This window comes from Pectobacterium carotovorum (assembly GCA_016415585.1).
Lineage (GTDB): Bacteria > Pseudomonadota > Gammaproteobacteria > Enterobacterales > Enterobacteriaceae > Pectobacterium > Pectobacterium carotovorum_K.
The window spans coordinates 857,801-879,741 of sequence record CP066552.1; the positions used below are offsets into that span (position 1 = coordinate 857,801).

The 21,941-nt window shown below is 52.9% G+C and carries 19 protein-coding genes; 18 read left to right on the forward strand and 1 reads right to left on the reverse strand.

Going from position 1 to position 21,941, the window contains the following annotated elements:
* The first annotated feature begins 205 nt into the window (after window positions 1-205).
* The 3 genes from ilvI to cra all read left to right on the forward strand — a co-directional run bounded on the left by ilvI (window position 206) and on the right by cra (window position 3,690).
* The gene (ilvI, locus tag JFY74_03775) at window positions 206-1,924 is read left to right on the forward strand and encodes an acetolactate synthase 3 large subunit (protein ID QQG29192.1); all 1,719 of its coding nucleotides are present in this window, start codon (window positions 206-208) and stop codon (window positions 1,922-1,924) included.
* A 2-nt stretch (window positions 1,925-1,926) separates the two neighbouring features.
* Window positions 1,927-2,418 carry an acetolactate synthase small subunit gene (gene ilvN / locus JFY74_03780; protein ID QQG29193.1) on the forward strand — a complete coding sequence of 164 codons (492 nt, stop codon included), beginning with the start codon at window positions 1,927-1,929 and terminating at the stop codon, window positions 2,416-2,418.
* 267 nt (window positions 2,419-2,685) lie between these two features.
* Window positions 2,686-3,690: a catabolite repressor/activator gene (cra, locus tag JFY74_03785; protein QQG29194.1), complete on the forward strand. Its 1,005-nt coding sequence runs from the start codon at window positions 2,686-2,688 to the stop codon at window positions 3,688-3,690.
* A 66-nt stretch (window positions 3,691-3,756) separates the two neighbouring features.
* Here the strand turns inward: cra and JFY74_03790 are convergent, their stop codons facing one another.
* Entirely contained in the window at window positions 3,757-4,194 is a 438-nt protein-coding gene (locus JFY74_03790; protein QQG29195.1) for an L-alanine exporter AlaE, read from the reverse strand.
* Between the two features lie 886 nt (window positions 4,195-5,080).
* On the opposite strand from JFY74_03790, the gene mraZ reads away from it, so the two are divergent.
* The 15 genes from mraZ (at window position 5,081) to ftsZ (ending at window position 21,915) form a co-directional block, all read left to right on the forward strand.
* Complete coding sequence (mraZ, locus tag JFY74_03795) at window positions 5,081-5,539, forward strand: division/cell wall cluster transcriptional repressor MraZ (protein ID QQG29196.1); 459 nt, start codon at window positions 5,081-5,083, stop codon at window positions 5,537-5,539.
* A gap of 2 nt (window positions 5,540-5,541) precedes the next feature.
* Window positions 5,542-6,486, forward strand: a complete 945-nt coding sequence (gene rsmH / locus JFY74_03800; protein ID QQG29197.1) for a 16S rRNA (cytosine(1402)-N(4))-methyltransferase RsmH — start codon at window positions 5,542-5,544, stop codon at window positions 6,484-6,486.
* The gene (gene ftsL / locus JFY74_03805; GenBank protein ID QQG29198.1) at window positions 6,483-6,803 is read left to right on the forward strand and encodes a cell division protein FtsL; all 321 of its coding nucleotides are present in this window, start codon (window positions 6,483-6,485) and stop codon (window positions 6,801-6,803) included. Before rsmH ends, ftsL begins: the two co-directional genes overlap by 4 nt.
* Window positions 6,804-6,826: 23 nt before the next feature.
* On the forward strand, window positions 6,827-8,590 hold the full coding sequence (locus JFY74_03810; GenBank protein QQG29199.1) for a peptidoglycan glycosyltransferase FtsI: 1,764 nt from the start codon (window positions 6,827-6,829) through the stop codon (window positions 8,588-8,590).
* Window positions 8,577-10,064 carry a UDP-N-acetylmuramoyl-L-alanyl-D-glutamate--2,6-diaminopimelate ligase gene (gene murE / locus JFY74_03815; protein QQG29200.1) on the forward strand — a complete coding sequence of 496 codons (1,488 nt, stop codon included), beginning with the start codon at window positions 8,577-8,579 and terminating at the stop codon, window positions 10,062-10,064. The genes JFY74_03810 and murE overlap by 14 nt, the downstream gene beginning before the upstream one ends.
* The gene (murF, locus tag JFY74_03820; protein ID QQG29201.1) at window positions 10,061-11,422 is read left to right on the forward strand and encodes a UDP-N-acetylmuramoyl-tripeptide--D-alanyl-D-alanine ligase; all 1,362 of its coding nucleotides are present in this window, start codon (window positions 10,061-10,063) and stop codon (window positions 11,420-11,422) included. Before murE ends, murF begins: the two co-directional genes overlap by 4 nt.
* A complete protein-coding gene (mraY, locus tag JFY74_03825; protein QQG29202.1) occupies window positions 11,416-12,498 on the forward strand; it encodes a phospho-N-acetylmuramoyl-pentapeptide-transferase in 1,083 nt (360 codons plus the stop codon). The genes murF and mraY overlap by 7 nt, the downstream gene beginning before the upstream one ends.
* A 3-nt stretch (window positions 12,499-12,501) precedes the next feature.
* Entirely contained in the window at window positions 12,502-13,818 is a 1,317-nt protein-coding gene (gene murD / locus JFY74_03830) for a UDP-N-acetylmuramoyl-L-alanine--D-glutamate ligase (GenBank protein QQG29203.1), read from the forward strand.
* Window positions 13,818-15,020 (forward strand): cell division protein FtsW, encoded by a 1,203-nt coding sequence (gene ftsW, locus JFY74_03835; GenBank protein ID QQG29204.1) that lies wholly within the window; start codon window positions 13,818-13,820, stop codon window positions 15,018-15,020. The genes murD and ftsW overlap by 1 nt, the downstream gene beginning before the upstream one ends.
* The gene (murG, locus tag JFY74_03840) at window positions 15,017-16,108 is read left to right on the forward strand and encodes an undecaprenyldiphospho-muramoylpentapeptide beta-N-acetylglucosaminyltransferase (GenBank protein ID QQG29205.1); all 1,092 of its coding nucleotides are present in this window, start codon (window positions 15,017-15,019) and stop codon (window positions 16,106-16,108) included. The genes ftsW and murG overlap by 4 nt, the downstream gene beginning before the upstream one ends.
* 61 nt (window positions 16,109-16,169) lie before the next feature.
* On the forward strand, window positions 16,170-17,630 hold the full coding sequence (gene murC, locus JFY74_03845; protein ID QQG29206.1) for a UDP-N-acetylmuramate--L-alanine ligase: 1,461 nt from the start codon (window positions 16,170-16,172) through the stop codon (window positions 17,628-17,630).
* Window positions 17,631-17,638: 8 nt separating this feature from the next.
* Window positions 17,639-18,559 carry a D-alanine--D-alanine ligase gene (locus JFY74_03850; protein ID QQG29207.1) on the forward strand — a complete coding sequence of 307 codons (921 nt, stop codon included), beginning with the start codon at window positions 17,639-17,641 and terminating at the stop codon, window positions 18,557-18,559.
* 1 nt (window position 18,560) lies between these two features.
* Window positions 18,561-19,385 carry a cell division protein FtsQ gene (gene ftsQ / locus JFY74_03855; GenBank protein ID QQG29208.1) on the forward strand — a complete coding sequence of 275 codons (825 nt, stop codon included), beginning with the start codon at window positions 18,561-18,563 and terminating at the stop codon, window positions 19,383-19,385.
* A gap of 53 nt (window positions 19,386-19,438) precedes the next feature.
* Window positions 19,439-20,695, forward strand: coding sequence for a cell division protein FtsA (gene ftsA / locus JFY74_03860; protein QQG29209.1), 1,257 nt, complete (start codon window positions 19,439-19,441; stop codon window positions 20,693-20,695).
* Between the two features lie 68 nt (window positions 20,696-20,763).
* Window positions 20,764-21,915, forward strand: a complete 1,152-nt coding sequence (gene ftsZ, locus JFY74_03865) for a cell division protein FtsZ (GenBank protein QQG29210.1) — start codon at window positions 20,764-20,766, stop codon at window positions 21,913-21,915.
* Window positions 21,916-21,941: the final 26 nt, after the last annotated feature.

A 21,941-nucleotide genomic window follows, 5' to 3' on the forward strand; every position in this document is an offset into this window, starting at 1 on the left:
CAAGTTGCATGTATGTTGGCTGCGTTTAGTCACCCGAATCACTTACTTGAGTAAGCTCATCGGGATTCCTTCTCTTGCCGCCTTCCTGAAACTCGAACTATTTAGGATATACTAAAAATTAGCAGTATTAATACAATGTGAGCGCGGGGATTTCCCCGGTCAATACAGAAGCGGATTCCGCTTTCTGAACAAAAGAGGCAGACCCATGGAGATGTTGTCAGGCGCCGAAATGGTGGTCCGATCGTTGATCGATCAGGGCGTAAAACATGTGTTCGGTTATCCGGGCGGTGCGGTGCTGGATATTTACGACGCCCTGCATACGGTTGGCGGTATCGAGCATATTTTGGTGCGGCATGAGCAAGGTGCGGTACATATGGCGGATGGCTATGCGCGTGCGACGGGTGAGGTCGGCGTCGTGCTGGTCACGTCTGGTCCCGGTGCGACCAACGCGATTACCGGTATCGCGACTGCCTATATGGACTCCATTCCTATGGTGGTGTTGTCCGGTCAGGTTGCAACTTCGCTGATTGGCTACGATTCCTTTCAGGAATGCGACACGGTGGGGATTTCCCGGCCTATCGTTAAGCACAGTTTTCTGGTCAAGAAAGCGGAAGATGTCCCGACAATTCTGAAAAAAGCATTTTATCTGGCATCAACCGGACGTCCGGGGCCTGTGGTGGTCGATCTGCCGAAAGACATCATGAATCCGGCGAATAAGCTGCCGTACGTTTACCCCGAAAGCATCAGCATGCGTTCCTATAGCCCAACGGTTCAAGGGCACAAAGGGCAGATTCGTCGCGCGCTGCAAACCCTGTTGGCAGCAGAAAAGCCGATTATTTACAGCGGTGGCGGTGTGATTAACGCGGAGTGCCACGAAGAACTGCTGATGCTGGCGGAAAAACTTAACCTGCCAGTGACAACCTCTCTGATGGGGCTGGGCGGTTTTCCCGGAACGCACCGTCAATGCCTCGGCATGTTGGGGATGCACGGGACGTATGAAGCCAATACGGCGATGCACAACGCCGATGTGATTTTCGCCGTAGGGGTGCGTTTCGACGACCGTACGACGAACAATTTGGCGAAGTACTGTCCGAATGCGACGGTATTGCATATTGATATCGATCCCGCGTCGATTTCCAAAACGGTAAATGCCGATATCCCTATCGTTGGCGATGCTAAACAGGTGCTAAGCCTGATGCTGGAGCTACTGGAACAAGATGGCGCACCGCAGAAGTTTGATGCGCTGCGCGACTGGTGGCAGCGTATCGAGCAATGGCGTGGGCGCCACTGTCTGAAATACAGCACTGACAGCGACAAGATTAAACCGCAGGCGGTGATTGAAACGCTGCACCGACTGACGGAAGGTAAAGCTTATGTGGCATCGGACGTCGGTCAGCACCAGATGTTCGCCGCGCTGTATTATCCGTTTGATTTACCGCGCCGCTGGGTGAACTCCGGTGGGCTGGGCACGATGGGCTTTGGCCTGCCTGCGGCATTGGGTATCAAGCTTGCGCTGCCGGAAGAAACGGTCATTTGCGTAACGGGCGACGGCAGTATTCAGATGAATATTCAGGAGCTTTCTACGGCGCTGCAATATGACTTGCCTGTTGTGGTGATCAACCTGAACAACCGTTTCCTCGGCATGGTGAAGCAGTGGCAGGACATGATCTACTCTGGCCGCCATTCCAGTTCTTACATGGAATCGCTACCGGATTTCGTCAAGCTGGCTGAAGCGTACGGTCACGTCGGGATTTCTATCGATACGCCGGACGAACTGGAAAGTAAGCTGTTGCAAGCGCTGGCGCAGAAAGATCGTCTGGTGTTTGTTGATATCAACATCGACAGCAGCGAGCATGTTTACCCCATGCAGATTCGCGGCGGGGCGATGGACGAAATGTGGTTGAGCAAAACGGAGAGGACCTGATCATGCGGCGGATTTTATCAGTATTACTTGAGAATGAATCAGGCGCCTTGTCACGTGTCGTCGGTCTGTTTTCACAGCGCGGCTACAACATCGAAAGCCTGACGGTAGCGCCAACCGAAGACCCAACGCTATCTCGTATGACTATCCAGACGGTAGGCGATGAGAAAGTGCTGGAGCAGATCGAAAAGCAACTGCACAAGCTGGTGGATGTCCTGCGCGTCAGCGAGCTGGGGCAGGGAGCGCACGTTGAGCGTGAGATCATGTTGGTGAAGCTACAGGCGACAGGATATGGTCGTGAAGAAGTGAAACGCTGCGCCGATATTTTCCGCGGTCAGATCGTGGATGTCACCTCTTCGCTTTATACTGTACAGCTTGCTGGCACCAGCGATAAACTGGATGCATTCCTCAGCGCCGTGCGTGAAGTCTCCGAAATTGTTGAAGTGGCGCGCTCTGGTATCGTCGGCGTATCGCGCGGCGATAAAATCATGCGTTAATCGACTTTTCGCTGCTTTTTCTTTTAAGAGGCCCGATAATAGTATCGGGCCTTTTTATTTCCCTTATCTTATATAAACACAATATATTCAGCTTAAAAGACATCCATTATTGATATGGCAGCTTGAAATATGTGGGTAACGTGATAAAAGCAGTTGCCGTACAAAAGCTTCTGCTGTTAGATCTACGCCATATCCATGATGATTTTATGGTCATCACACTATTTATTGAGCCGGCCTACTTATTTTCCGGCCTACTAAGGGGTTACCGTGAAACTGGATGAAATCGCGCGTCTTGCGGGTGTTTCACGCACGACAGCCAGCTATGTCATTAACGGGAAAGCGAAACAATATCGCGTCAGCGATAAGACCGTTGAGAAAGTCATGGCTGTCGTCAGGGAGCACAATTATCATCCCAACGCCGTCGCGGCTGGATTACGTGCCGGGCGTACGCGTTCAATTGGTTTGGTTATTCCCGATTTGGAAAATACCAGCTATACACGCATTGCTAATTATCTGGAGCGTCAGGCCAGACAGCGCGGATATCAGCTATTAATTGCGTGTTCAGAAGATCAGCCGGACAACGAGATGCGGTGTATTGAGCATCTGTTACAGCGCCAGGTTGACGCGATTATTGTTTCTACCGCATTACCGCCGGAGCACCCGTTTTATCAGCGTTGGATAAACGGCAGCCTGCCGATTATTGCGTTAGACAGGGCGTTAGATCGTGAGCACTTCACCAGCGTGGTGGGTGCCGATCTTGAAGATGCTGAAATGCTGGCGCAGGAATTAAGGAAGGTGCCTGCGAAATCGGTACTTTATCTTGGTGCCTTGCCTGAGCTTTCCGTCAGTTTCTTGCGTGAGCAGGGGTTCCGTCAGGCGTGGGCGGGCGATCCGCGTGAAGTGAATTATCTTTATTCCAATAGCTATGAGCGTGTTGCTTCCGCTGCCGCGTTTATGGATTATTTGAAAGATAATCCTATGCCCGAAGCGTTATTCACCACCTCATTCCCGTTATTGCAGGGAGTGATGGACGTCAACCTGAAGATTAACGGGCGTTTGCCGAATAATCTGGCTATCGCGACTTTTGGGGACAATGAACTGTTGGATTATCTGGAGTGCCCGGTATTGTCTGTCGCTCAGCGCCATCGTGAAGTCGCGGAGCGCGTACTTGAATTGGTGCTCGCCAGTCTGGATGAGCCGAAAAGGCCGAAACCTGGTTTGAATCGTATCCGGCGCAATCTGTATCGTCGTGGTTCTTTGAGCCGCGCGTAATCTCTACCTGCTTTTTGCGCCATAGATTGCTATGGCGCCTCTTCCTTACCCTGCCTCAATTCTCTTTTATGGCAATGCGACCCGGAATAGCCGACGGCAATATTCCAGAAAGTAGCCATATATCACGCCCGTCACCATCGACACCACCAAATTACTGGTGACGGCGGTCAGGATTTGCGCGGGGTTCGCCCCGATAGACCAGAGAATGATGGCGTAAACGGGGGATTGGAAACTGACATAGGCAAACAGATCGGCAACGCTGCGCACCAGGAAATGATCGCCACCGTGACGTCTGGCCATATTCAATACGCGATCGCGGTAAAGCCCATACGGCCAGGCAATAGCAATATTAACGGGGATCGACAACAAGCGTGAAGACAGCGATTGCTCGATGCTCATACCGGAAAGCATGATTTCAATTGCCATGCCGATGATGAAACAATAGACAACGAGCGCAAAGGTATCGGCGGTGGCACTTCGCAATCGTGACGTCGGGGAAAACATAACTGGCTGCTCCATTCCTAGTATGGATGAACTGGTGTAATCAATATGTATGGTTTTTTGTTGTGTGTTTTTTGTTTTTTATAGTGTACATCACTGATTGTATTGCTTGGTATTAGTGAAAAAAATTATTTTTAGCGTTTTTTTATATTTTGTCGCTATTTTATTTTTAGTTGTAATGTTTCTTGTTTTTTTATTGTGGTGATGAGGTTAAAATTGTTTAAAAACAAATGGTTATTTTATTTTTTGAAGGTGGGGGAACGATGAAGGTTAAATAGTTTTAACGCATTGAAGGAAGTGAGGAAATAACCGATAAAAAAGGCTATTTGTGTCGTTTCTTTTTAATGCTTGTCTGGATGAGGAGGGTGTACAGCTTATCCAGAACGTTTCCTGGACCTGTTTTTTTCAGGAAACTGCATTTGTCGGTAATGATAGCTTAACGTTAAGTAAGTTGGCTGATTAATAAATAGTCGGTGATATTGATGTTAAAAATGTGACATTGAACAACTATTAATAACCACGGTATGATTCTGCAGGCCCACGTATCCCTTGGTGCTCAAGGTGTTCAGCCTGATAAGACTAGTCTGAAAACCTTTATCTTTGGTATCAGCTTGTGACAATAAAAATAATCGAGATGCTGGAATTGGTGGTTATATGTTTGTAATTTTCCAGCTTAGCGGTGAAATTTTCTTAAATTATCATGACGTTAATCTTTGTTAATTCTTACTCCTTATTTCTTTTATCTCTATACAGTCCCCAATTCATTCAGGAATAATCCCAAAGCGCGTCCGCTCTGGCTTGACAAGGTTTTCATACCCTCCGTACACTCTTAAAGGTGGGGTTTTGTGGAGCAAAGTGGTGAAAAAGGTTATGGAGGGGTAAGTCAGGTATGTTTCGCGGGGCTACGCTGGTTAACCTCGACAGTAAAGGGCGCCTTGCTGTGCCTACCCGATATCGGGAAATGCTGAACGGGGAATCGCAAGGTCAAATTGTTTGCACCATTGACCTGCATCAGCCATGCCTGCTGCTTTATCCCTTACCTGAATGGGAAATTATTGAACAAAAACTGTCGCGCTTGTCGAGCATGAACCCTGCTGAACGTCGTGTTCAGCGTTTGTTATTAGGGCATGCCAGCGAGTGCCAAATGGATAGTGCAGGGCGTTTGTTGATTGCGAATACGTTAAGGCAGCATGCGGACCTCAAAAAAGAAGTGATGCTAGTCGGGCAGTTCAACAAGTTTGAACTGTGGGATGAACAGACTTGGTATCAACAGGTCAGGGATGATATTGACGCTGAACAATCGACTCAGGAACCTTTGTCTGAGCGGTTGCAGGACCTATCGCTATAGCCATGCTGGAAAATTATAAACATACCACCGTCCTGTTGGATGAGGCAGTAAATGGCCTGAACATTCGCAGCGGCGGCATATACATCGACGGTACATTTGGCCGTGGTGGTCATTCTCGTCTGATTCTTTCCCAACTGGGGCCGGAAGGGCGCCTGTTAGCTATCGATCGCGATCCTCAGGCTATTGAAGCCGCCAAGGCGATTGACGATCCTCGTTTCTCTATTATTCACGGGCCGTTTTCCGCTATGGCGGAGTATGTTGCGGAACTCGGACTGACCGGGCAGATCGATGGCGTTCTGCTCGATCTTGGCGTTTCTTCCCCTCAGCTTGATGACCCTGAACGTGGATTCTCATTTATGCGCGATGGCCCGTTGGATATGCGTATGGATCCGACGCGTGGCTTGTCTGCTGCTGAATGGCTGATGAAAGCGGAAGCTGACGACATTGTCTGGGTCTTAAAAACGTTCGGCGAAGAGCGTTTTGCCAAGCGTATTGCTCGCGCCATTGTGGAACGTAATCGTCTCGATCCGATGACGCGGACAAAAGAACTCGCCGAATTGATCGCTGCCGCCAGCCCGTTTCGGGAAAAACATAAACATCCAGCAACGCGCAGTTTTCAGGCGATCCGTATTTACATCAATAGCGAACTGGAAGAGATCGAACGTGCATTAGAAGGCGCACTGAGCGTACTGGCTCCGCAGGGCCGTCTGTCAGTGATCAGCTTCCACTCGTTAGAAGATCGGATTGTGAAACGATTTATTCGCCATCAGAGCCGTGGGCCACAGGTGCCAGCTGGCTTGCCGTTAACGGAAGAGCAACTGCGCAGCCAGGGCGGACAGACGTTAAAAGCTGTCGGCAAGAAACTGATGCCTTCTGAAGCAGAAGTTGCGGAAAACCCACGCGCGCGCAGTTCTGTTCTGCGTTTCGCTGAGAGACTGCCAGCGTGATCGGTAACGAGCGGCATACTCTGGTTGGCGTCATCGGTGAGGATTTGCTGCGTCATGCAAAGCTCCCGGTGTTGCTGATGGTTGCCGTGCTGGTTTCTGCGGTCTTTGTGGTCACCACGGCGCATAAAACACGTCTGCTGACGGCAGAACGCGAACAGCTTTTGCTGGAGCGTGATGCGCTGGATATCGAATGGAGAAACCTGATCCTGGAGGAAAACTCACTAGGGGATCATAGCCGCGTAGAGCGGATCGCGACGGAAAAACTGCAAATGGGGCATGTTGATCCGTCACAGGAAAACATTGTGGTTAAGCAATGAACTAAATAGGCAACCAGCTAAGCATGAAAGTAGCCCGTACAGGAAAGTTAAAGCGCCAGGAAGATCAAGCCAGCTTTGTTAGCTGGCGTTTTGCGTTGCTTTGCGGCTGTATCCTGCTTGCGATGGTTGGCTTGATGGCGCGTGCGGCTTATCTTCAGGTTATCAACCCAGACAAACTGGTGCGCGAGGGGGATATGCGTTCCCTACGCGTGCAGGAAGTGCCAACGGCGCGTGGCATGATAAGCGATCGTGCTGGCCGTCCTTTGGCCGTCAGCGTGCCGGTTAATGCCGTCTGGGCTGACCCGAAAGAAGTGAACGAACGTGGCGGCATTACGTTGGATACGCGCTGGAAAGCACTTTCCGATGCGCTCGACATTCCGTTGGATCAGTTGGCAACGAAGATTAATGCTAACCCTAAAGGTCGCTTCGTTTATCTGGCTCGTCAGGTGAACCCAGCCATTGGTGAATACATCCATAAGCTGAAGCTGCCGGGCATCAATCTGCGGCAGGAGTCTCGCCGATACTATCCTTCTGGACAAGTAACCTCTCACCTCATTGGCTTCACCAATATCGATGGGCAGGGTATTGAAGGCGTTGAGAAAAGTTTTGACCGCTGGCTGACCGGGCAACCCGGTGAACGAACCGTGCGTAAAGACCGGTTTGGCCGCGTGATTGAAGATATCTCTTCCGTTGATAGCCAGGCCGCACACAATCTGGCGCTCAGTATTGATGAGCGTTTGCAGGCGCTGGTTTACCGTGAGCTCAATAACGCTGTTGCCTTTAACAAAGCCGAGTCGGGGACGGCCGTACTGGTTGATGTAAATACTGGCGAAGTGCTGGCGATGGCGAATAGCCCGTCTTATAACCCGAACAATTTGGCGGGTACGCCGCAAGACATCATGCGTAACCGCGCGATTACCGACATTTTCGAACCCGGCTCGACCGTTAAACCGATGGTGGTGATGACGGCGCTACAGCGCGGGGTCGTGAAAGAAAACAATGTACTCAGCACCCTGCCGTATTACGTCAATGGTCATGAGATCAAAGACGTGGCGCGTTATAGCGAATTGACGCTGACGGGCGTGCTTCAGAAGTCGAGTAACGTTGGCGTGTCTAAGCTGGCGTTAGCGATGCCTTCCTCTGCGCTTGTAGATACTTACGCGCGTTTTGGATTAGGGAAAGCGACCAATTTGGGGTTGGTCGGAGAAAGCAGTGGCTTATACCCTCAAAAACAACGGTGGTCTGATCTAGATAGGGCCACTTTTTCTTTCGGCTACGGGCTGATGGTGACGCCGTTACAGTTAGCGCGAGTCTACGCAACTATCGGCAGCTTTGGCGTTTATCGCCCGCTGTCGATTACCAAAGTTGATCCACCGGTTCCCGGCGAGCGTGTTTTCCCTGAAGCGCTGGTGCGCTCTGTTGTGCACATGATGGAAAGCGTTGCGTTACCTGGCGGCGGCGGTACCAAAGCGGCAATCAAAGGTTACCGTATCGCGATTAAAACCGGTACGGCCAAGAAAGTTGGCCCAGATGGTAAATACATCAACAAATATATTGCCTATACGGCGGGTGTGGCACCAGCCAGCAATCCACGTTTTGCTCTGGTTGTTGTGATCAACGATCCACAGTCAGGGAAATACTACGGTGGTGCGGTTTCTGCGCCAATCTTTGGTGCCATCATGGGCGGCGTTCTGCGGACGATGAATATCGAACCGGATGCGTTGCCGACGGGTGACAAAAACGAGTTTGTAATTAATAGAGAAGAGGGATCAGGTGGCAGATCGTAATTTGCGCGATTTACTTGCGCCGTGGGTGCAAGACACTCCGGCGCGCGCGCTGCGGGAAATGACATTAGACAGCCGCGTTGCGGCTGCCGGGGATCTGTTTGTCGCGATTGTCGGGCACAAAGCAGATGGACGGCGCTATATTCCGCAGGCAATTGCGCAAGGCGTAGCAGCGATTGTTGCCGAAGCAGAAGGTGAGGCCGCTGATGGCACCGTTCGCGAAATGCACGGTGTGCCAGTGGTGTATCTCAGTAACCTGAACCAGCGGCTTTCCGCGCTGGCAGGCCGTTTTTATCAGCAGCCTGCGGAAAAGTTACAGCTGATTGGTGTAACGGGAACCAACGGAAAAACGACAACGACTCAGCTTCTGGCACAGTGGAGCCAGACATTAGGCGAAACGAGTGCGGTGATGGGCACGGTAGGCAATGGCCTATTGGGTCGGGCGATTCCGACAGAGAATACGACAGGATCTGCTGTTGATGTTCAGCAGGTGTTAAGCCAACTGGTCGAGCAAGGCGCGACGTTCGCCGCAATGGAAGTGTCCTCCCACGGTCTGGTGCAGCATCGTGTTGCTGCGTTGCCGTTCGCGGCAGCGGTGTTCACTAACCTGAGCCGCGATCATCTTGATTACCATGGCGATATGGAAAGCTACGAAGCGGCCAAATGGGCGCTGTTCGGTGAGCATCGCGTTGGCCAGATGATTATCAATGCTGATGATGAGGTCGGGCTGCGCTGGTTGGCGAAGCTGCCGGACGCGGTTGCTGTAACCATGGAAAATAATCTGGTCCCCGGCTGCCGCGGGCGCTGGCTGAAAGCGACACAGATTGATTATCACGACAACGGTGCCACGATTGCGTTTGATTCAAGCTGGGGACACGGCGAAATTGAAAGCCGCCTGATGGGCGCGTTTAACGTCAGTAATATGCTGCTGGCGCTGGCAACGTTGCTGTCTCTTGGCTATCCGCTCGACAAATTGGTTATCGCGGGATCTCAGCTGCAACCTGTATGTGGCCGCATGGAAGTTTTCCATGCAGAAGGAAAACCAACGGTCGTTGTGGATTACGCTCACACGCCAGACGCGCTGGAAAAAGCGCTTGAAGCGGCGCGTTTGCACTGTCAGGGGAAACTCTGGTGCGTGTTTGGCTGCGGCGGCGATCGCGATAAAGGTAAGCGCCCACTTATGGGCGGCATCGCAGAACAGCTGGCCGACCGCGTTGTGGTGACTGATGATAACCCGCGCAGTGAAGAGCCTCAGGCGATCGTTGCCGATATTCTCTCCGGTCTGCTGGACGCCGGACGGGTTCAGGTCATTCACGGACGTGCTGAAGCAGTTACCAGTGCGATCATGCAGGCACAGGAAAATGACGTTGTTCTGGTTGCGGGTAAAGGGCACGAAGACTACCAACTGGTTGGCAATCAGCGTCTTGATTATTCCGATCGCATCACTGTTGCCCGCCTGCTGGGGGTGATTGCATGATTCGCGTCTCCTTGCAGCAGCTTGCCACGGTGCTGAATGCACAGTTGATTGGCGAAAACATTGATATTGAAGATGTTTCAACCGATACGCGTAAGCTGTCTTCTGGCTGCTTATTTGTCGCGCTGAAAGGCGAAAAATTTGATGCTCACGATTACGCCGCTGATGCGGTGAAAGGCGGTGCGGCGGCTCTTTTAGTCAGTAAGCGCTTACTCGTTGACGAACCACAGCTGTTGGTGAGCGATACGCGTGTGGCGTTGGGCCAATTAGCTGCCTGGGTTCGTCAGCAGTCAATGGCTCGCGTTGTGGCACTGACCGGATCCTCCGGCAAAACCTCGGTTAAAGAGATGACGGCGGCGATTCTGCGCCAGTGTGGCTCAGTGCTGTATACCGCCGGTAACTTCAACAATGATATCGGTGTGCCGTTAACGTTGCTGCGTCTGACGGCGGAACACCAGTTTGCGGTGATTGAATTAGGGGCGAATCACATTGGTGAGATTGCCTATACCACCGATTTAGTGCGGCCGGAAAGCGCGTTGGTCAATAATCTGGCCGCTGCGCATCTGGAAGGGTTTGGCTCACTGGCCGGTGTGGCGCAGGCGAAAGGTGAGATTTTTGCGGGTTTGCCAGTAGACGGTGTAGCGATCGTGAATGCGGACAGCAACGATTTCCCGCACTGGCAGGTCATGTTTAATCATAAAACCGTGTGGCGTTTCTCGCCGCAGGCTGCTTGCGATATCGATTTTTTTGCCAGCGACGTAGACGTTTTGGCGCAAGGTACGCGTTTCACTCTTCACACGCCATTTGGCAAAACGCAGGTTCTGCTGCCTTTACCGGGTCGACACAACATTTCTAACGCACTGGGAGCGGCCGCGCTGGCAATGTCCGTCGGAGCGACGCTGGAAGCCGTTAAAGCTGGATTATCCCAGCTTCAGGCGGTGCCGGGGCGGCTGTTTCCGATTGCTTTGTCTGAGGGTAAGTTGCTGCTGGATGACAGCTACAACGCGAATGTGGGCTCGATGACGGCGGCGGCACAGGTATTGGCTGACATGCCGGGCTACCGCGTGATGGTCGTTGGTGATATGGGCGAGCTAGGGGATGAAGCCCCTGAGTGCCATCGTCAAGTGGGCGAAGCGGCGCGTGCTGCGGGCATTGATCGCGTATTGAGTGTGGGAACATTGAGTGAATTGATCGGCACTGCCAGTGGCAATGGTGAGCATTTTCAGGATAAAGCCGCGCTGGTTTCACGTTTGAAGGTGCTGATGTCAGAACATAACGTCATCAGCGTATTGGTCAAAGGCTCACGCAGTGCTGCGATGGAGCAGGTTGTACATGCATTACAGGAGAATGCTCAATGTTAGTATGGCTGGCCGAACATTTGGCCAAACTTTATACCGGTTTTAACGTCTTTTCTTATTTGACGTTCCGCGCCATTGTCAGCCTGCTGACCGCATTGGTTATTTCCCTATGGATGGGACCACATATGATTGCCTGGTTGCAGCGTTTGCAGATTGGGCAGGTTGTGCGTAACGAAGGGCCAGAATCACATTTCAGTAAGCGCGGCACCCCGACGATGGGGGGCGTGATGATTCTGGTCGCGATCATCGTTTCCGTTTTGATGTGGGCAAATCTGTCGAATCCGTATGTCTGGTGCGTACTGCTGGTGTTAGCAGGCTATGGTGCGGTCGGTTTTGTTGACGACTACCGCAAAGTGGTCCGTAAGGATACCAAGGGGCTGATTGCCCGCTGGAAATATTTCTGGCAGTCAGTGATTGCGCTCGTGGTGGCTTTCACCATGTATTCCATCGGCAAAGATACGCCAGCCACGCAGCTGGTTGTGCCGTTTTTCAAAGACGTGATGCCACAATTGGGTCTGCTCTATGTTGCACTGGCCTACTTTGTGATTGTCGGCACCAGTAATGCCGTAAACCTGACTGATGGTCTGGATGGCTTGGCAATCATGCCGACAGTGTTTGTTGCTGCTGGCTTTGCGCTGGTGGCATGGGCAACGGGGAACATGAATTTTGCTGGTTATCTGCATATCCCGTATATCCGTCATGCCAGTGAACTGGTGATCGTCTGCACCGCGATTGTGGGCGCGGGGCTTGGGTTCCTGTGGTTTAACACCTATCCGGCGCAGGTCTTCATGGGAGACGTAGGCTCTCTGGCGCTGGGCGGCGCGCTGGGGACGATCGCGGTCCTGCTGCGTCAGGAGCTTTTGTTAGTGATTATGGGCGGCGTATTCGTGGTCGAAACGCTGTCGGTGATTTTGCAAGTCGGGTCCTTTAAATTGCGCGGGCAGCGGATCTTCCGCATGGCGCCAATTCATCATCATTATGAACTTAAGGGCTGGCCGGAACCGCGCGTGATTGTGCGCTTCTGGATTATTTCGTTGATGCTGGTGCTGATTGGCCTGGCAACGCTGAAGGTACGGTAAGACATGGTGGACTATCAGGGTAAAAAAGTCGTCATTATCGGGTTGGGTCTGACCGGGCTCTCCTGTGTTGATTTCTTTCTCGCGCGTGGTGTTATACCGCGCGTGGTGGATACCCGTATCAGTCCGCCGGGTCTGGATAAGTTGCCGGAGCAGGTGGAGCGACATCTCGGTAGCCTGAATGAAGACTGGCTGATGAGTGCGGATTTGATCGTCGCCAGCCCCGGTGTTGCGTTGGCAACGCCGATTCTGTGTGACGCCGCCGATGCTGGCATTGAAATCGTTGGCGATATCGAACTGTTCTGCCGTGAGGCGCAGGCACCGATTGTGGCGATTACTGGTTCTAACGGTAAAAGCACGGTGACGACGCTGGTCGGCGAAATGGCACGAGCGGCGGGTTGGCTGGTGGGCGTCGGTGGCAATATTGGTCTACCTGCGCTGCAACTGCTTGAACAGCCTGCTCAGCTTTATGTGTTGGAACTGTCGAGTTTCCAGTTGGAAACGACGAGTAGCTTGCACGCCGCTGCGGCAACCATTCTGAACGTGACGGAAGATCACACCAACCGTTACCCGTTTGGTCTACAGCAGTATCGGGCGGCGAAATTGCGTATTTATGAACACACGAATTTGTGTGTTGTGAATGCTGACGATGCGCTGACCATGCCAGTTCGCGGTGCGGATGCACGCTGTCGCAGTTTTGGAGTTGATGTCGGCGATTATCATCTTAACCGCCAGCAAGGAGAAACCTGGCTGCGTGTGGACGGTGAACGTGTACTCAATACCCGTGAAATCAAGCTGGTCGGGCAGCACAATTATACGAATGCATTGGCCGCGCTGGCGCTGGCTGATGCCGTGAAGATTCCGCGCTCGTCTGCGCTGACGGCGCTGACGTCATTTACCGGGCTGCCTCATCGCTTTCAAATGGCCTTTGAGCGCAACGGCGTGCGGTGGATCAATGATTCTAAAGCCACCAATGTGGGCAGCACCGAGGCCGCATTGAGCGGTTTGGCGGTAGAAGGCACGTTACATCTGCTGCTCGGTGGTGACGGTAAATCTGCCGATTTCTCGCCGCTGGTGCCGTATTTGCAGGGCGAGCACATTCATGTGTACTGCTTCGGTCAGGATGGGCAACAGCTGGCTGCGCTGCGTCCGGAAATTGCCGAGCAGACAGAAACGATGGAACAGGCGATGCGTATCATCGCCGAACGCGCTAAGCCGGGTGATCTGGTGCTGCTGTCGCCAGCCTGCGCAAGCCTGGATCAGTTCCGCAGTTTTGAACAGCGAGGCGATGAATTTGCTCGTCTGGCGGAGGCGTTAGGCTGATGCGGTTCTTCGGGCTGGCGTTTATCGAACGCATCAAGAACTGGGTTATGGGAACGCGCGAAAGCGATACGCTCAGCGTTGTTCTGTACGACAGAACGTTGGTGTGGTTGACGCTTGGGCTGGCCGTGATTGGTTTTGTGATGGTGACGTCGGCTTCTATGCCTGTTGGGCAGCGTCTTGCCAGCGACCCGTTCCTGTTCGCGAAGCGTGATGCGATTTATCTGGGGTTGGCATTTGGCCTGTCGTTAATCACGCTGCGTGTCCCGATGGAGATATGGCAACGTTACAGCCCAGTGCTGCTATTGCTCTCCATGGTTATGTTGTTGGTTGTACTCGCGGTGGGAAGCTCGGTCAACGGTGCATCACGCTGGATTTCGCTGGGGCCATTGCGTATTCAGCCTGCGGAATTATCTAAGCTGGCGCTGTTTTGCTACCTGTCCAGTTACATGGTGCGCAAAGTTGAAGAAGTGCGAAATAACTTCTGGGGCTTTTGCAAACCAATGGGCGTGATGGTGGTGTTGGCGGTACTGCTGCTGGCGCAGCCTGACCTCGGTACCGTGGTTGTATTGTTTATTACGACGCTGGCGATGTTGTTTCTGGCTGGCGCCAAGATGTGGCAGTTTCTGGCAATCATCGGCTGTGGCGTGTTTGCCGTTGGCCTGCTGATTGTCGCTGAGCCTTACCGCATGCGCCGTGTGACGTCTTTCTGGAATCCGTGGGACGATCCATTTGGCAGCGGCTACCAGTTGACGCAGTCCTTGATGGCGTTTGGGCGCGGCGAATTCTGGGGGCAAGGGCTGGGGAATTCAGTACAGAAATTGGAATATCTGCCGGAGGCGCATACCGATTTCATTTTCTCTATTTTAGGTGAAGAGCTCGGCTATATCGGTGTGGTTTTAGCGTTGTTAATGATATTCTTCGTCGCTTTTCGTGCTATGTCTATCGGGAAGCGGGCGCTGGAGATCGATCAGCGTTTTTCGGGCTTTCTGGCCTGTTCGATCGGCATTTGGTTCAGCTTTCAGACGCTGGTGAACGTAGGCGCGGCGGCAGGAATGCTGCCAACAAAAGGACTGACGCTGCCGCTGATCAGTTACGGTGGTTCCAGTTTGCTGATTATGTCGACGGCGATTGTTTTGCTGTTACGTATTGATTTTGAAACGCGTCTGACGAAAGCGCAGGCGTTTACGAGAGGTGCCCGATGAGTGGCGAAGGCAAGCGTTTGATGGTGATGGCTGGCGGTACGGGCGGGCATGTTTTCCCCGGGCTGGCGGTTGCGCACCACCTGATGGCGCAGGGCTGGCAGGTTCGCTGGTTAGGTACGGCGGATCGCATGGAAGCCGATTTGGTACCTAAGCATGGTATCGAAATTGATTTCATCCGCATTTCTGGCTTGCGTGGTAAAGGCATTCTGGCGCAGTTAAGCGCGCCGATTCGTATTTTTCAGGCCGTGCGTCAGGCGCGGGCGATTATGCGCCGTTACCAGCCTGATGTGGTGCTGGGTATGGGCGGTTATGTTTCCGGCCCCGGCGGCTTGGCTGCCTGGCTGTGTGGCATTCCAGTCGTACTGCATGAGCAAAATGGCATTGCGGGGCTGACCAATCGCTGGTTATCCCATATCGCTAAGAAGGTAGTGCAGGCATTTCCGGGCGCATTTCCTAAAGCGGATGTTGTGGGGAACCCGGTCAGAACCGATGTGCTGGCATTGCCTGCGCCGGAAACTCGATTAGCCGATCGCTCAGGCCCTGTGAGGGTGCTGGTTGTTGGTGGTAGTCAGGGCGCAAGAGTGCTGAACCAAACGCTGCCCAGCGTGGCGGCACAGTTGGGCGATCGAGTGACGATCTGGCATCAGGTCGGCAAAGGCGCGTTATTAACCGTTCAACAGGCCTATCAGGATGTTGGGCAGACGCAGCACAAGATTACCGAGTTTATTGATGACATGGCGGCAGCTTACGCCTGGGCGGATGTTGTCGTGTGCCGTTCCGGCGCACTAACCGTCAGTGAAATTGCGGCGGCTGGGCTACCGGCACTGTTTGTTCCGTTCCAGCATAAAGATCGGCAGCAGTACTGGAATGCGCTGCCGTTGGAAAAGGCAGGTGCGGCAAAAATTATTGAGCAGCCACAGTTCAGCGTGGCGGCGGTTAGCGAGGTGCTGTCCGGTTGGGATCGCGCCGCCTTGCTGACAATGGCGCAAAAAGCCCGCGCAGTGGCCATTCCAGATGCAACCGAACGGGTTGCGGCGGAAATTAGTGCAGCGGCAGACAGTCGGGCCACACGTGTGGCTCATGGTTAATTAATACAACGTTGTCGGACAACGGCTGTGCGACGACGCTACAAGGTAGCGATAGAATAAAGTGAATACTCAACAACTGGCGAAACTACGTTCAATCGTGCCCGAGATGCATCGCGTCCGGCACATACACTTTGTCGGCATCGGCGGTGCTGGCATGGGTGGTATCGCCGAAGTGTTGGCCAATGAAGGTTATGAAATTAGCGGTTCCGATCTGGCACCGAATGCGGTGACCCAGCAGTTGACCGAACTTGGTGCGCAGATTTATTTCCACCACCGTGCGGAAAACGTTCTGAACGCCAGCGTGGTGGTGGTATCGAGTGCCATTACCGCGGATAACCCAGAAATTGTTGCCGCGCATGACGCACGTATTCCAGTGATCCGTCGTGCCGAGATGTTGGCGGAACTGATGCGTTTTCGTCACGGTATTGCGATCGCCGGTACGCACGGCAAGACGACGACAACAGCGATGGTTAGCAGTATTTACGCGGAAGCGGGATTGGATCCGACGTTTGTAAACGGTGGATTAGTAAAAGCGGCAGGAACGCATGCGCGTTTGGGATCGAGCCGTTACCTGATTGCAGAAGCTGATGAAAGCGATGCGTCTTTCCTGCATTTGCAACCAATGGTAGCGATTGTGACCAATATTGAAGCTGACCATATGGACACTTATCAGGGCGATTTTGAGAACCTGAAGCAGACGTTCATCAATTTCCTGCACAACCTGCCGTTTTACGGGCAAGCGGTGATGTGCATTGACGATGCAGTCATCCGTGAACTGCTGCCACGCGTGGGTCGTCATATCACTACGTATGGCTTCAGCAACGATGCCGATGTGCGTGTTGCTGGATATCGCCAGACTGGCGCGCAAGGGCATTTTACGCTGGAGCGGAAAGACAAACCGCTGCTAAACGTCACTCTGAATGCGCCGGGACGTCACAATGCGCTCAATGCCGCGGCGGCGGTTGCTGTGGCAACGGATGAAGGTATTGATGACGAAGCGATTCTGCGCGCGCTGGAGCGTTTCCAGGGTACCGGGCGTCGCTTCGATTTCCTCGGCGAATATCCGCTTGAGCTGGTGAATGGGCAGAGCGGCACGGCGATGTTGGTCGATGATTACGGCCACCATCCGACGGAAGTCGATGCCACAATTAAAGCTGCCCGAGCTGGGTGGCCGAATAAGCGATTGGTCATGATTTTCCAGCCGCATCGCTATACGCGAACCCGCGATTTGTATGACGATTTTGCGCATGTGTTATCACAGGTTGACGTGCTGCTGATGCTGGATGTGTATTCCGCCGGAGAATCGCCGATTCCGGGCGCAGATAGCCGTTCGCTGTGCCGCACAATTCGCGGAAGAGGTAAGATTGATCCGATTTTGGTGACAGATGTGGATACTTTACCGGAACTGTTGTCACAGGCGCTGCGAGGTGAAGACCTGATTTTGGTTCAGGGTGCCGGCAACATCGGTAAACTGGCGCGTAAACTGGCTGATTCCAGATTACAGCCGCAGATAAGTGAATGAGGAACATCATGACTGAGAAAGTTGCTGTATTGCTTGGTGGAACCTCTGCCGAACGTGAAGTCTCGTTACTTTCCGGTCAGGCGGTTTTGGCTGGTCTGAAAGAAGCGGGCATCAATGCGCATGCGGTTGATACCCGTGACGTCTCTGTGACGACGTTAAAGGAAGAAGGCTTTACCAATGTTTTCATCGCCTTACATGGTCGTGGTGGAGAAGACGGTACATTGCAGGGCGTTCTGGAATTCCTGGGATTGCCTTATACCGGTAGCGGCGTCATGGCATCCGCACTGACGATGGATAAACTCCGCACCAAACAGGTATGGCAAGCCGTGGGATTACCGGTATCGCCGTATGTAGCGCTGGATCGTCGCCAATATTCGGAAACAGCGGCAAACGCCTTGTTGGCGAAGTTTACCCATCTCGGGTTGCCGCTGATCGTTAAGCCAAGCCGTGAAGGTTCCAGCGTGGGTATGAGCAAAGTGAATACGCTTAGCGAACTGCCTGCGGCACTGGAAGAAGCATTCCGTCACGATGACGATATTTTGGTCGAGAAATGGCTGAGCGGCCCAGAGTATACGGTTGCTATCTTGGGTGATGAGGTGTTGCCTTCTATTCGTATTCAGCCTGCGGGTACGTTTTACGATTATGAAGCGAAGTATTTATCGGATGATACGCAGTATTTCTGTCCAAGTGGTTTGCCGGATGAGCAAGAGCAAGCAGTAGCTGGACTGGCTATGGCGGCTTATCGTGCGGTGGGTTGCGGCGGGTGGGGGCGTGTCGATTTTATGCTGGATAGCGACGGCGCCTTCTATCTGCTTGAAGTGAATACGTCTCCAGGGATGACGAGCCACAGCCTGGTTCCTATGGCAGCGCGCCAACGTGGGCTGACTTTCTCGCAACTGGTCGTGAAAATTTTAGAGCTTGCTGGCTGATATGTCGCAGGCAGCGCTGAATACACGCGGACGAGAGCCTGAAACGAAAGGAACACGTCGCAGTAATGGAGGCCAATTGGCAGGGATGATTTTCCTGCTGATGGTGATAGGGACGATCGTCTGGGGAAGCTGGATGGTAGTGGGGTGGATGAAAGATGCCAGCCGCTTACCGCTCTCCCGCATGGCTGTGACAGGGGAAAGGCAGTACACCACCAACGACGATATCCGTCAGGCCATCTTGTCGTTGGGGTCGCCGGGAACGTTCATGACGCAGGATGTGAACGTGATCCAGCAGCAGATCGAGCGTCTGTCGTGGATAAAACAGGCCAGCGTGCGCAAACAGTGGCCGGACGAATTAAAGATTCATCTGGTTGAATATGTTCCGGTAGCGCGTTGGAATGACCAGCTAATGGTTGATGCGGAAGGAAATTCGTTCAGTGTACCCGCCGAACGTATTGGTAATCGCAAGATGCCGTTGCTGTATGGCTCGGAAGGCAGTGAGGCTGAAGTGTTGGAAGGCTATCGCACAATGAATCAGACGCTGGCCGCCGGGAAGTTTACGTTAAAGACGGTTGCGATGAGCGCACGGCATTCGTGGCAACTAGGATTAGACGATGATACTCGCCTTGAGTTGGGGCGGGACGATAGGGCCAAACGTCTGCAACGCTTTATCGAGCTGTATCCGCTGTTGCAGCGGCAGGCTCAAAGCGAAAACAAACGTATCAGCCATGTGGACTTGCGGTACGACAGCGGGGCCGCGATAGGCTGGGCTCCAGCCTTGCTTGATCAACAAAACGTTGATCGGCAACGAGTTGGTCAGCAATAAGACATTGATCAGCAACAGAACAGTAACCAGAAACAAGCACAGGCTAAACAACAATGATCAAGTCGACGGACAGAAAACTGGTAGTTGGGCTGGAAATCGGTACAGCAAAAGTGGCTGCGCTGGTAGGGGAAGTTCTGCCCGATGGCATGGTCAATATTATTGGCGTAGGCAGTTGCCCGTCACGCGGTATGGATAAAGGCGGCGTAAACGATCTGGAATCGGTCGTTAAATGTGTTCAGCGCGCTATTGATCAGGCTGAGTTGATGGCAGACTGCCAGATCTCCTCCGTGTATCTGGCGCTCTCGGGAAAACACATCAGCTGCCAGAATGAAATAGGGATGGTGCCTATTTCAGAAGAAGAGGTTACGCAGGACGACGTGGAAAGCGTGGTGCATACCGCTAAATCCGTGCGTGTGCGTGATGAACACCGTGTTCTCCATGTGATTCCACAGGAGTACGCGATTGATTATCAGGAAGGGATTAAAAACCCGGTTGGCTTATCCGGCGTGCGTATGCAGGCGAAAGTCCACCTGATAACCTGCCATAACGATATGGCGAAGAACATTGTTAAAGCCGTTGAACGCTGCGGCTTAAAGGTCGACCAGCTTATTTTTGCCGGGCTGGCTTCCAGTTACGCGGTTCTGACTGAAGACGAACGTGAACTGGGCGTGTGTGTTGTTGATATCGGCGGCGGTACAATGGACATCGCGGTCTATACCGGCGGCGCATTGCGACACACTAAAGTGATTCCGTATGCGGGCAATGTGGTTACCAGCGATATTGCCTACGCATTTGGTACGCCGCCGACGGATGCCGAAGCGATCAAGGTACGCCACGGTTGTGCATTAGGTGCGATTGTCGGCAAAGATGAGAATGTGGAAGTCCCGAGCGTTGGAGGACGTCCACCCCGCAGTCTGCAACGACAGACATTGGCGGAAGTGATTGAACCACGTTACACCGAGCTGTTGAACTTGGTGAACGATGAACTTTTACAGTTGCAGGAGCAGTTGCGTCAACAAGGCGTGAAACACCATCTGGCGGCAGGGATTGTGCTGACGGGCGGTGCCGCGCAAATAGACGGTCTGGCGGCCTGTGCGCAGCGTGTGTTCCATACACAGGTGCGTATTGGACAACCAATGAATATAACAGGGCTGACGGATTATGCCCAAGAGCCTTATTACTCAACGGCGGTTGGGTTGCTGCATTACGGAAAAGAATCTCATCTGGGCGGTGAGCATGAAGTCGAAAAACGTGCCTCAGTGAGCAACTGGTTCAAGCGAATCAACAGCTGGTTGAGGAAAGAATTTTAATTTTATCAAAGAGATCACCTGGCACAGTTTTATGATCTCGCAGTTACAGGCACAAACGGAGAGAAATTATGTTTGAACCAATGGAATTAACCAACGACGCGGTGATTAAAGTCATCGGCGTCGGTGGCGGCGGTGGTAACGCCGTCGAACACATGGTGCGTGAGCGCATCGAAGGCGTCGAGTTCTTTGCGGTCAACACTGATGCGCAGGCATTACGTAAAACAGCTGTTGGCCAGACTATTCAGATCGGTAGCGGTATCACAAAAGGTCTGGGCGCAGGCGCTAACCCTGAAGTCGGCCGTAATTCGGCTGAAGAAGATCGTGAAGCACTGCGTTCAGCACTGGAAGGTGCGGACATGGTGTTTATCGCCGCAGGTATGGGCGGTGGTACGGGAACAGGTGCTGCACCAGTTGTTGCCGAAGTCGCAAAAGACCTGGGCATTCTGACCGTCGCTGTCGTGACCAAGCCTTTCAACTTTGAAGGCAAAAAGCGTATGGCGTTTGCAGAGCAGGGTATCGCCGAGCTGTCTAAGCACGTCGACTCGCTGATCACCATTCCAAACGACAAACTGCTAAAAGTGCTGGGGCGCGGTATCTCCCTGCTGGATGCATTTGGCGCGGCAAACGATGTACTGAAAGGCGCGGTGCAGGGTATTGCCGAGCTGATCACGCGTCCGGGCCTGATGAACGTCGACTTTGCAGACGTGCGTACCGTGATGTCCGAAATGGGTTATGCCATGATGGGTTCCGGTGTTGCGCGTGGTGAAGACCGTGCAGAAGAAGCGGCTGAAATGGCGATCTCCAGCCCACTGTTGGAAGACATCGATCTGTCCGGCGCTCGTGGCGTGTTGGTCAACATCACGGCGGGCTTTGACCTGCGTCTGGATGAGTTCGAGACGGTAGGTAACACCATCCGTGCATTCGCGTCCGATAATGCGACCGTCGTAATTGGTACGTCGCTTGACCCAGAAATGAATGATGAACTGCGTGTAACGGTTGTTGCGACGGGTATCGGCATGGACAAGCGTCCTGAGATTACTCTGGTAACGAACAAGCAGGCCAGCCAGCCTGTGATGGATCATCGTTATCAGCAACACGGTATGACGCCGCTGGCGCAGGAAAAACCGGCTGCCAAAGTGGTTAACGACCAGAATCCGCAGACGAATAAAGAGCCAGACTATCTGGATATCCCAGCGTTTCTGCGTAAGCAGGCAGACTAATTTGCTGCCAGATAACGTTGGAATCT

Excerpts from the sequence above, each read along its gene's own strand:
- ilvI (QQG29192.1), top strand. The coding sequence starts at position 206 with ATGGAGATGTTGTCAGGCGCCGAAATGGTGGTCCGATCGTTGATCGAT.
- ilvN (QQG29193.1), top strand. The coding sequence starts at position 1,927 with ATGCGGCGGATTTTATCAGTATTACTTGAGAATGAATCAGGCGCCTTG.
- JFY74_03790 (QQG29195.1), bottom strand. The coding sequence starts at position 4,194 with ATGTTTTCCCCGACGTCACGATTGCGAAGTGCCACCGCCGATACCTTT.
- mraZ (QQG29196.1), top strand. The coding sequence starts at position 5,081 with ATGTTTCGCGGGGCTACGCTGGTTAACCTCGACAGTAAAGGGCGCCTT.
- rsmH (QQG29197.1), top strand. The coding sequence starts at position 5,542 with ATGCTGGAAAATTATAAACATACCACCGTCCTGTTGGATGAGGCAGTA.
- JFY74_03810 (QQG29199.1), top strand. The coding sequence starts at position 6,827 with ATGAAAGTAGCCCGTACAGGAAAGTTAAAGCGCCAGGAAGATCAAGCC.
- murF (QQG29201.1), top strand. The coding sequence starts at position 10,061 with ATGATTCGCGTCTCCTTGCAGCAGCTTGCCACGGTGCTGAATGCACAG.
- mraY (QQG29202.1), top strand. The coding sequence starts at position 11,416 with ATGTTAGTATGGCTGGCCGAACATTTGGCCAAACTTTATACCGGTTTT.
- murD (QQG29203.1), top strand. The coding sequence starts at position 12,502 with ATGGTGGACTATCAGGGTAAAAAAGTCGTCATTATCGGGTTGGGTCTG.
- ftsW (QQG29204.1), top strand. The coding sequence starts at position 13,818 with ATGCGGTTCTTCGGGCTGGCGTTTATCGAACGCATCAAGAACTGGGTT.
- murG (QQG29205.1), top strand. The coding sequence starts at position 15,017 with ATGAGTGGCGAAGGCAAGCGTTTGATGGTGATGGCTGGCGGTACGGGC.
- JFY74_03850 (QQG29207.1), top strand. The coding sequence starts at position 17,639 with ATGACTGAGAAAGTTGCTGTATTGCTTGGTGGAACCTCTGCCGAACGT.
- ftsQ (QQG29208.1), top strand. The coding sequence starts at position 18,561 with ATGTCGCAGGCAGCGCTGAATACACGCGGACGAGAGCCTGAAACGAAA.
- ftsA (QQG29209.1), top strand. The coding sequence starts at position 19,439 with ATGATCAAGTCGACGGACAGAAAACTGGTAGTTGGGCTGGAAATCGGT.
- ftsZ (QQG29210.1), top strand. The coding sequence starts at position 20,764 with ATGTTTGAACCAATGGAATTAACCAACGACGCGGTGATTAAAGTCATC.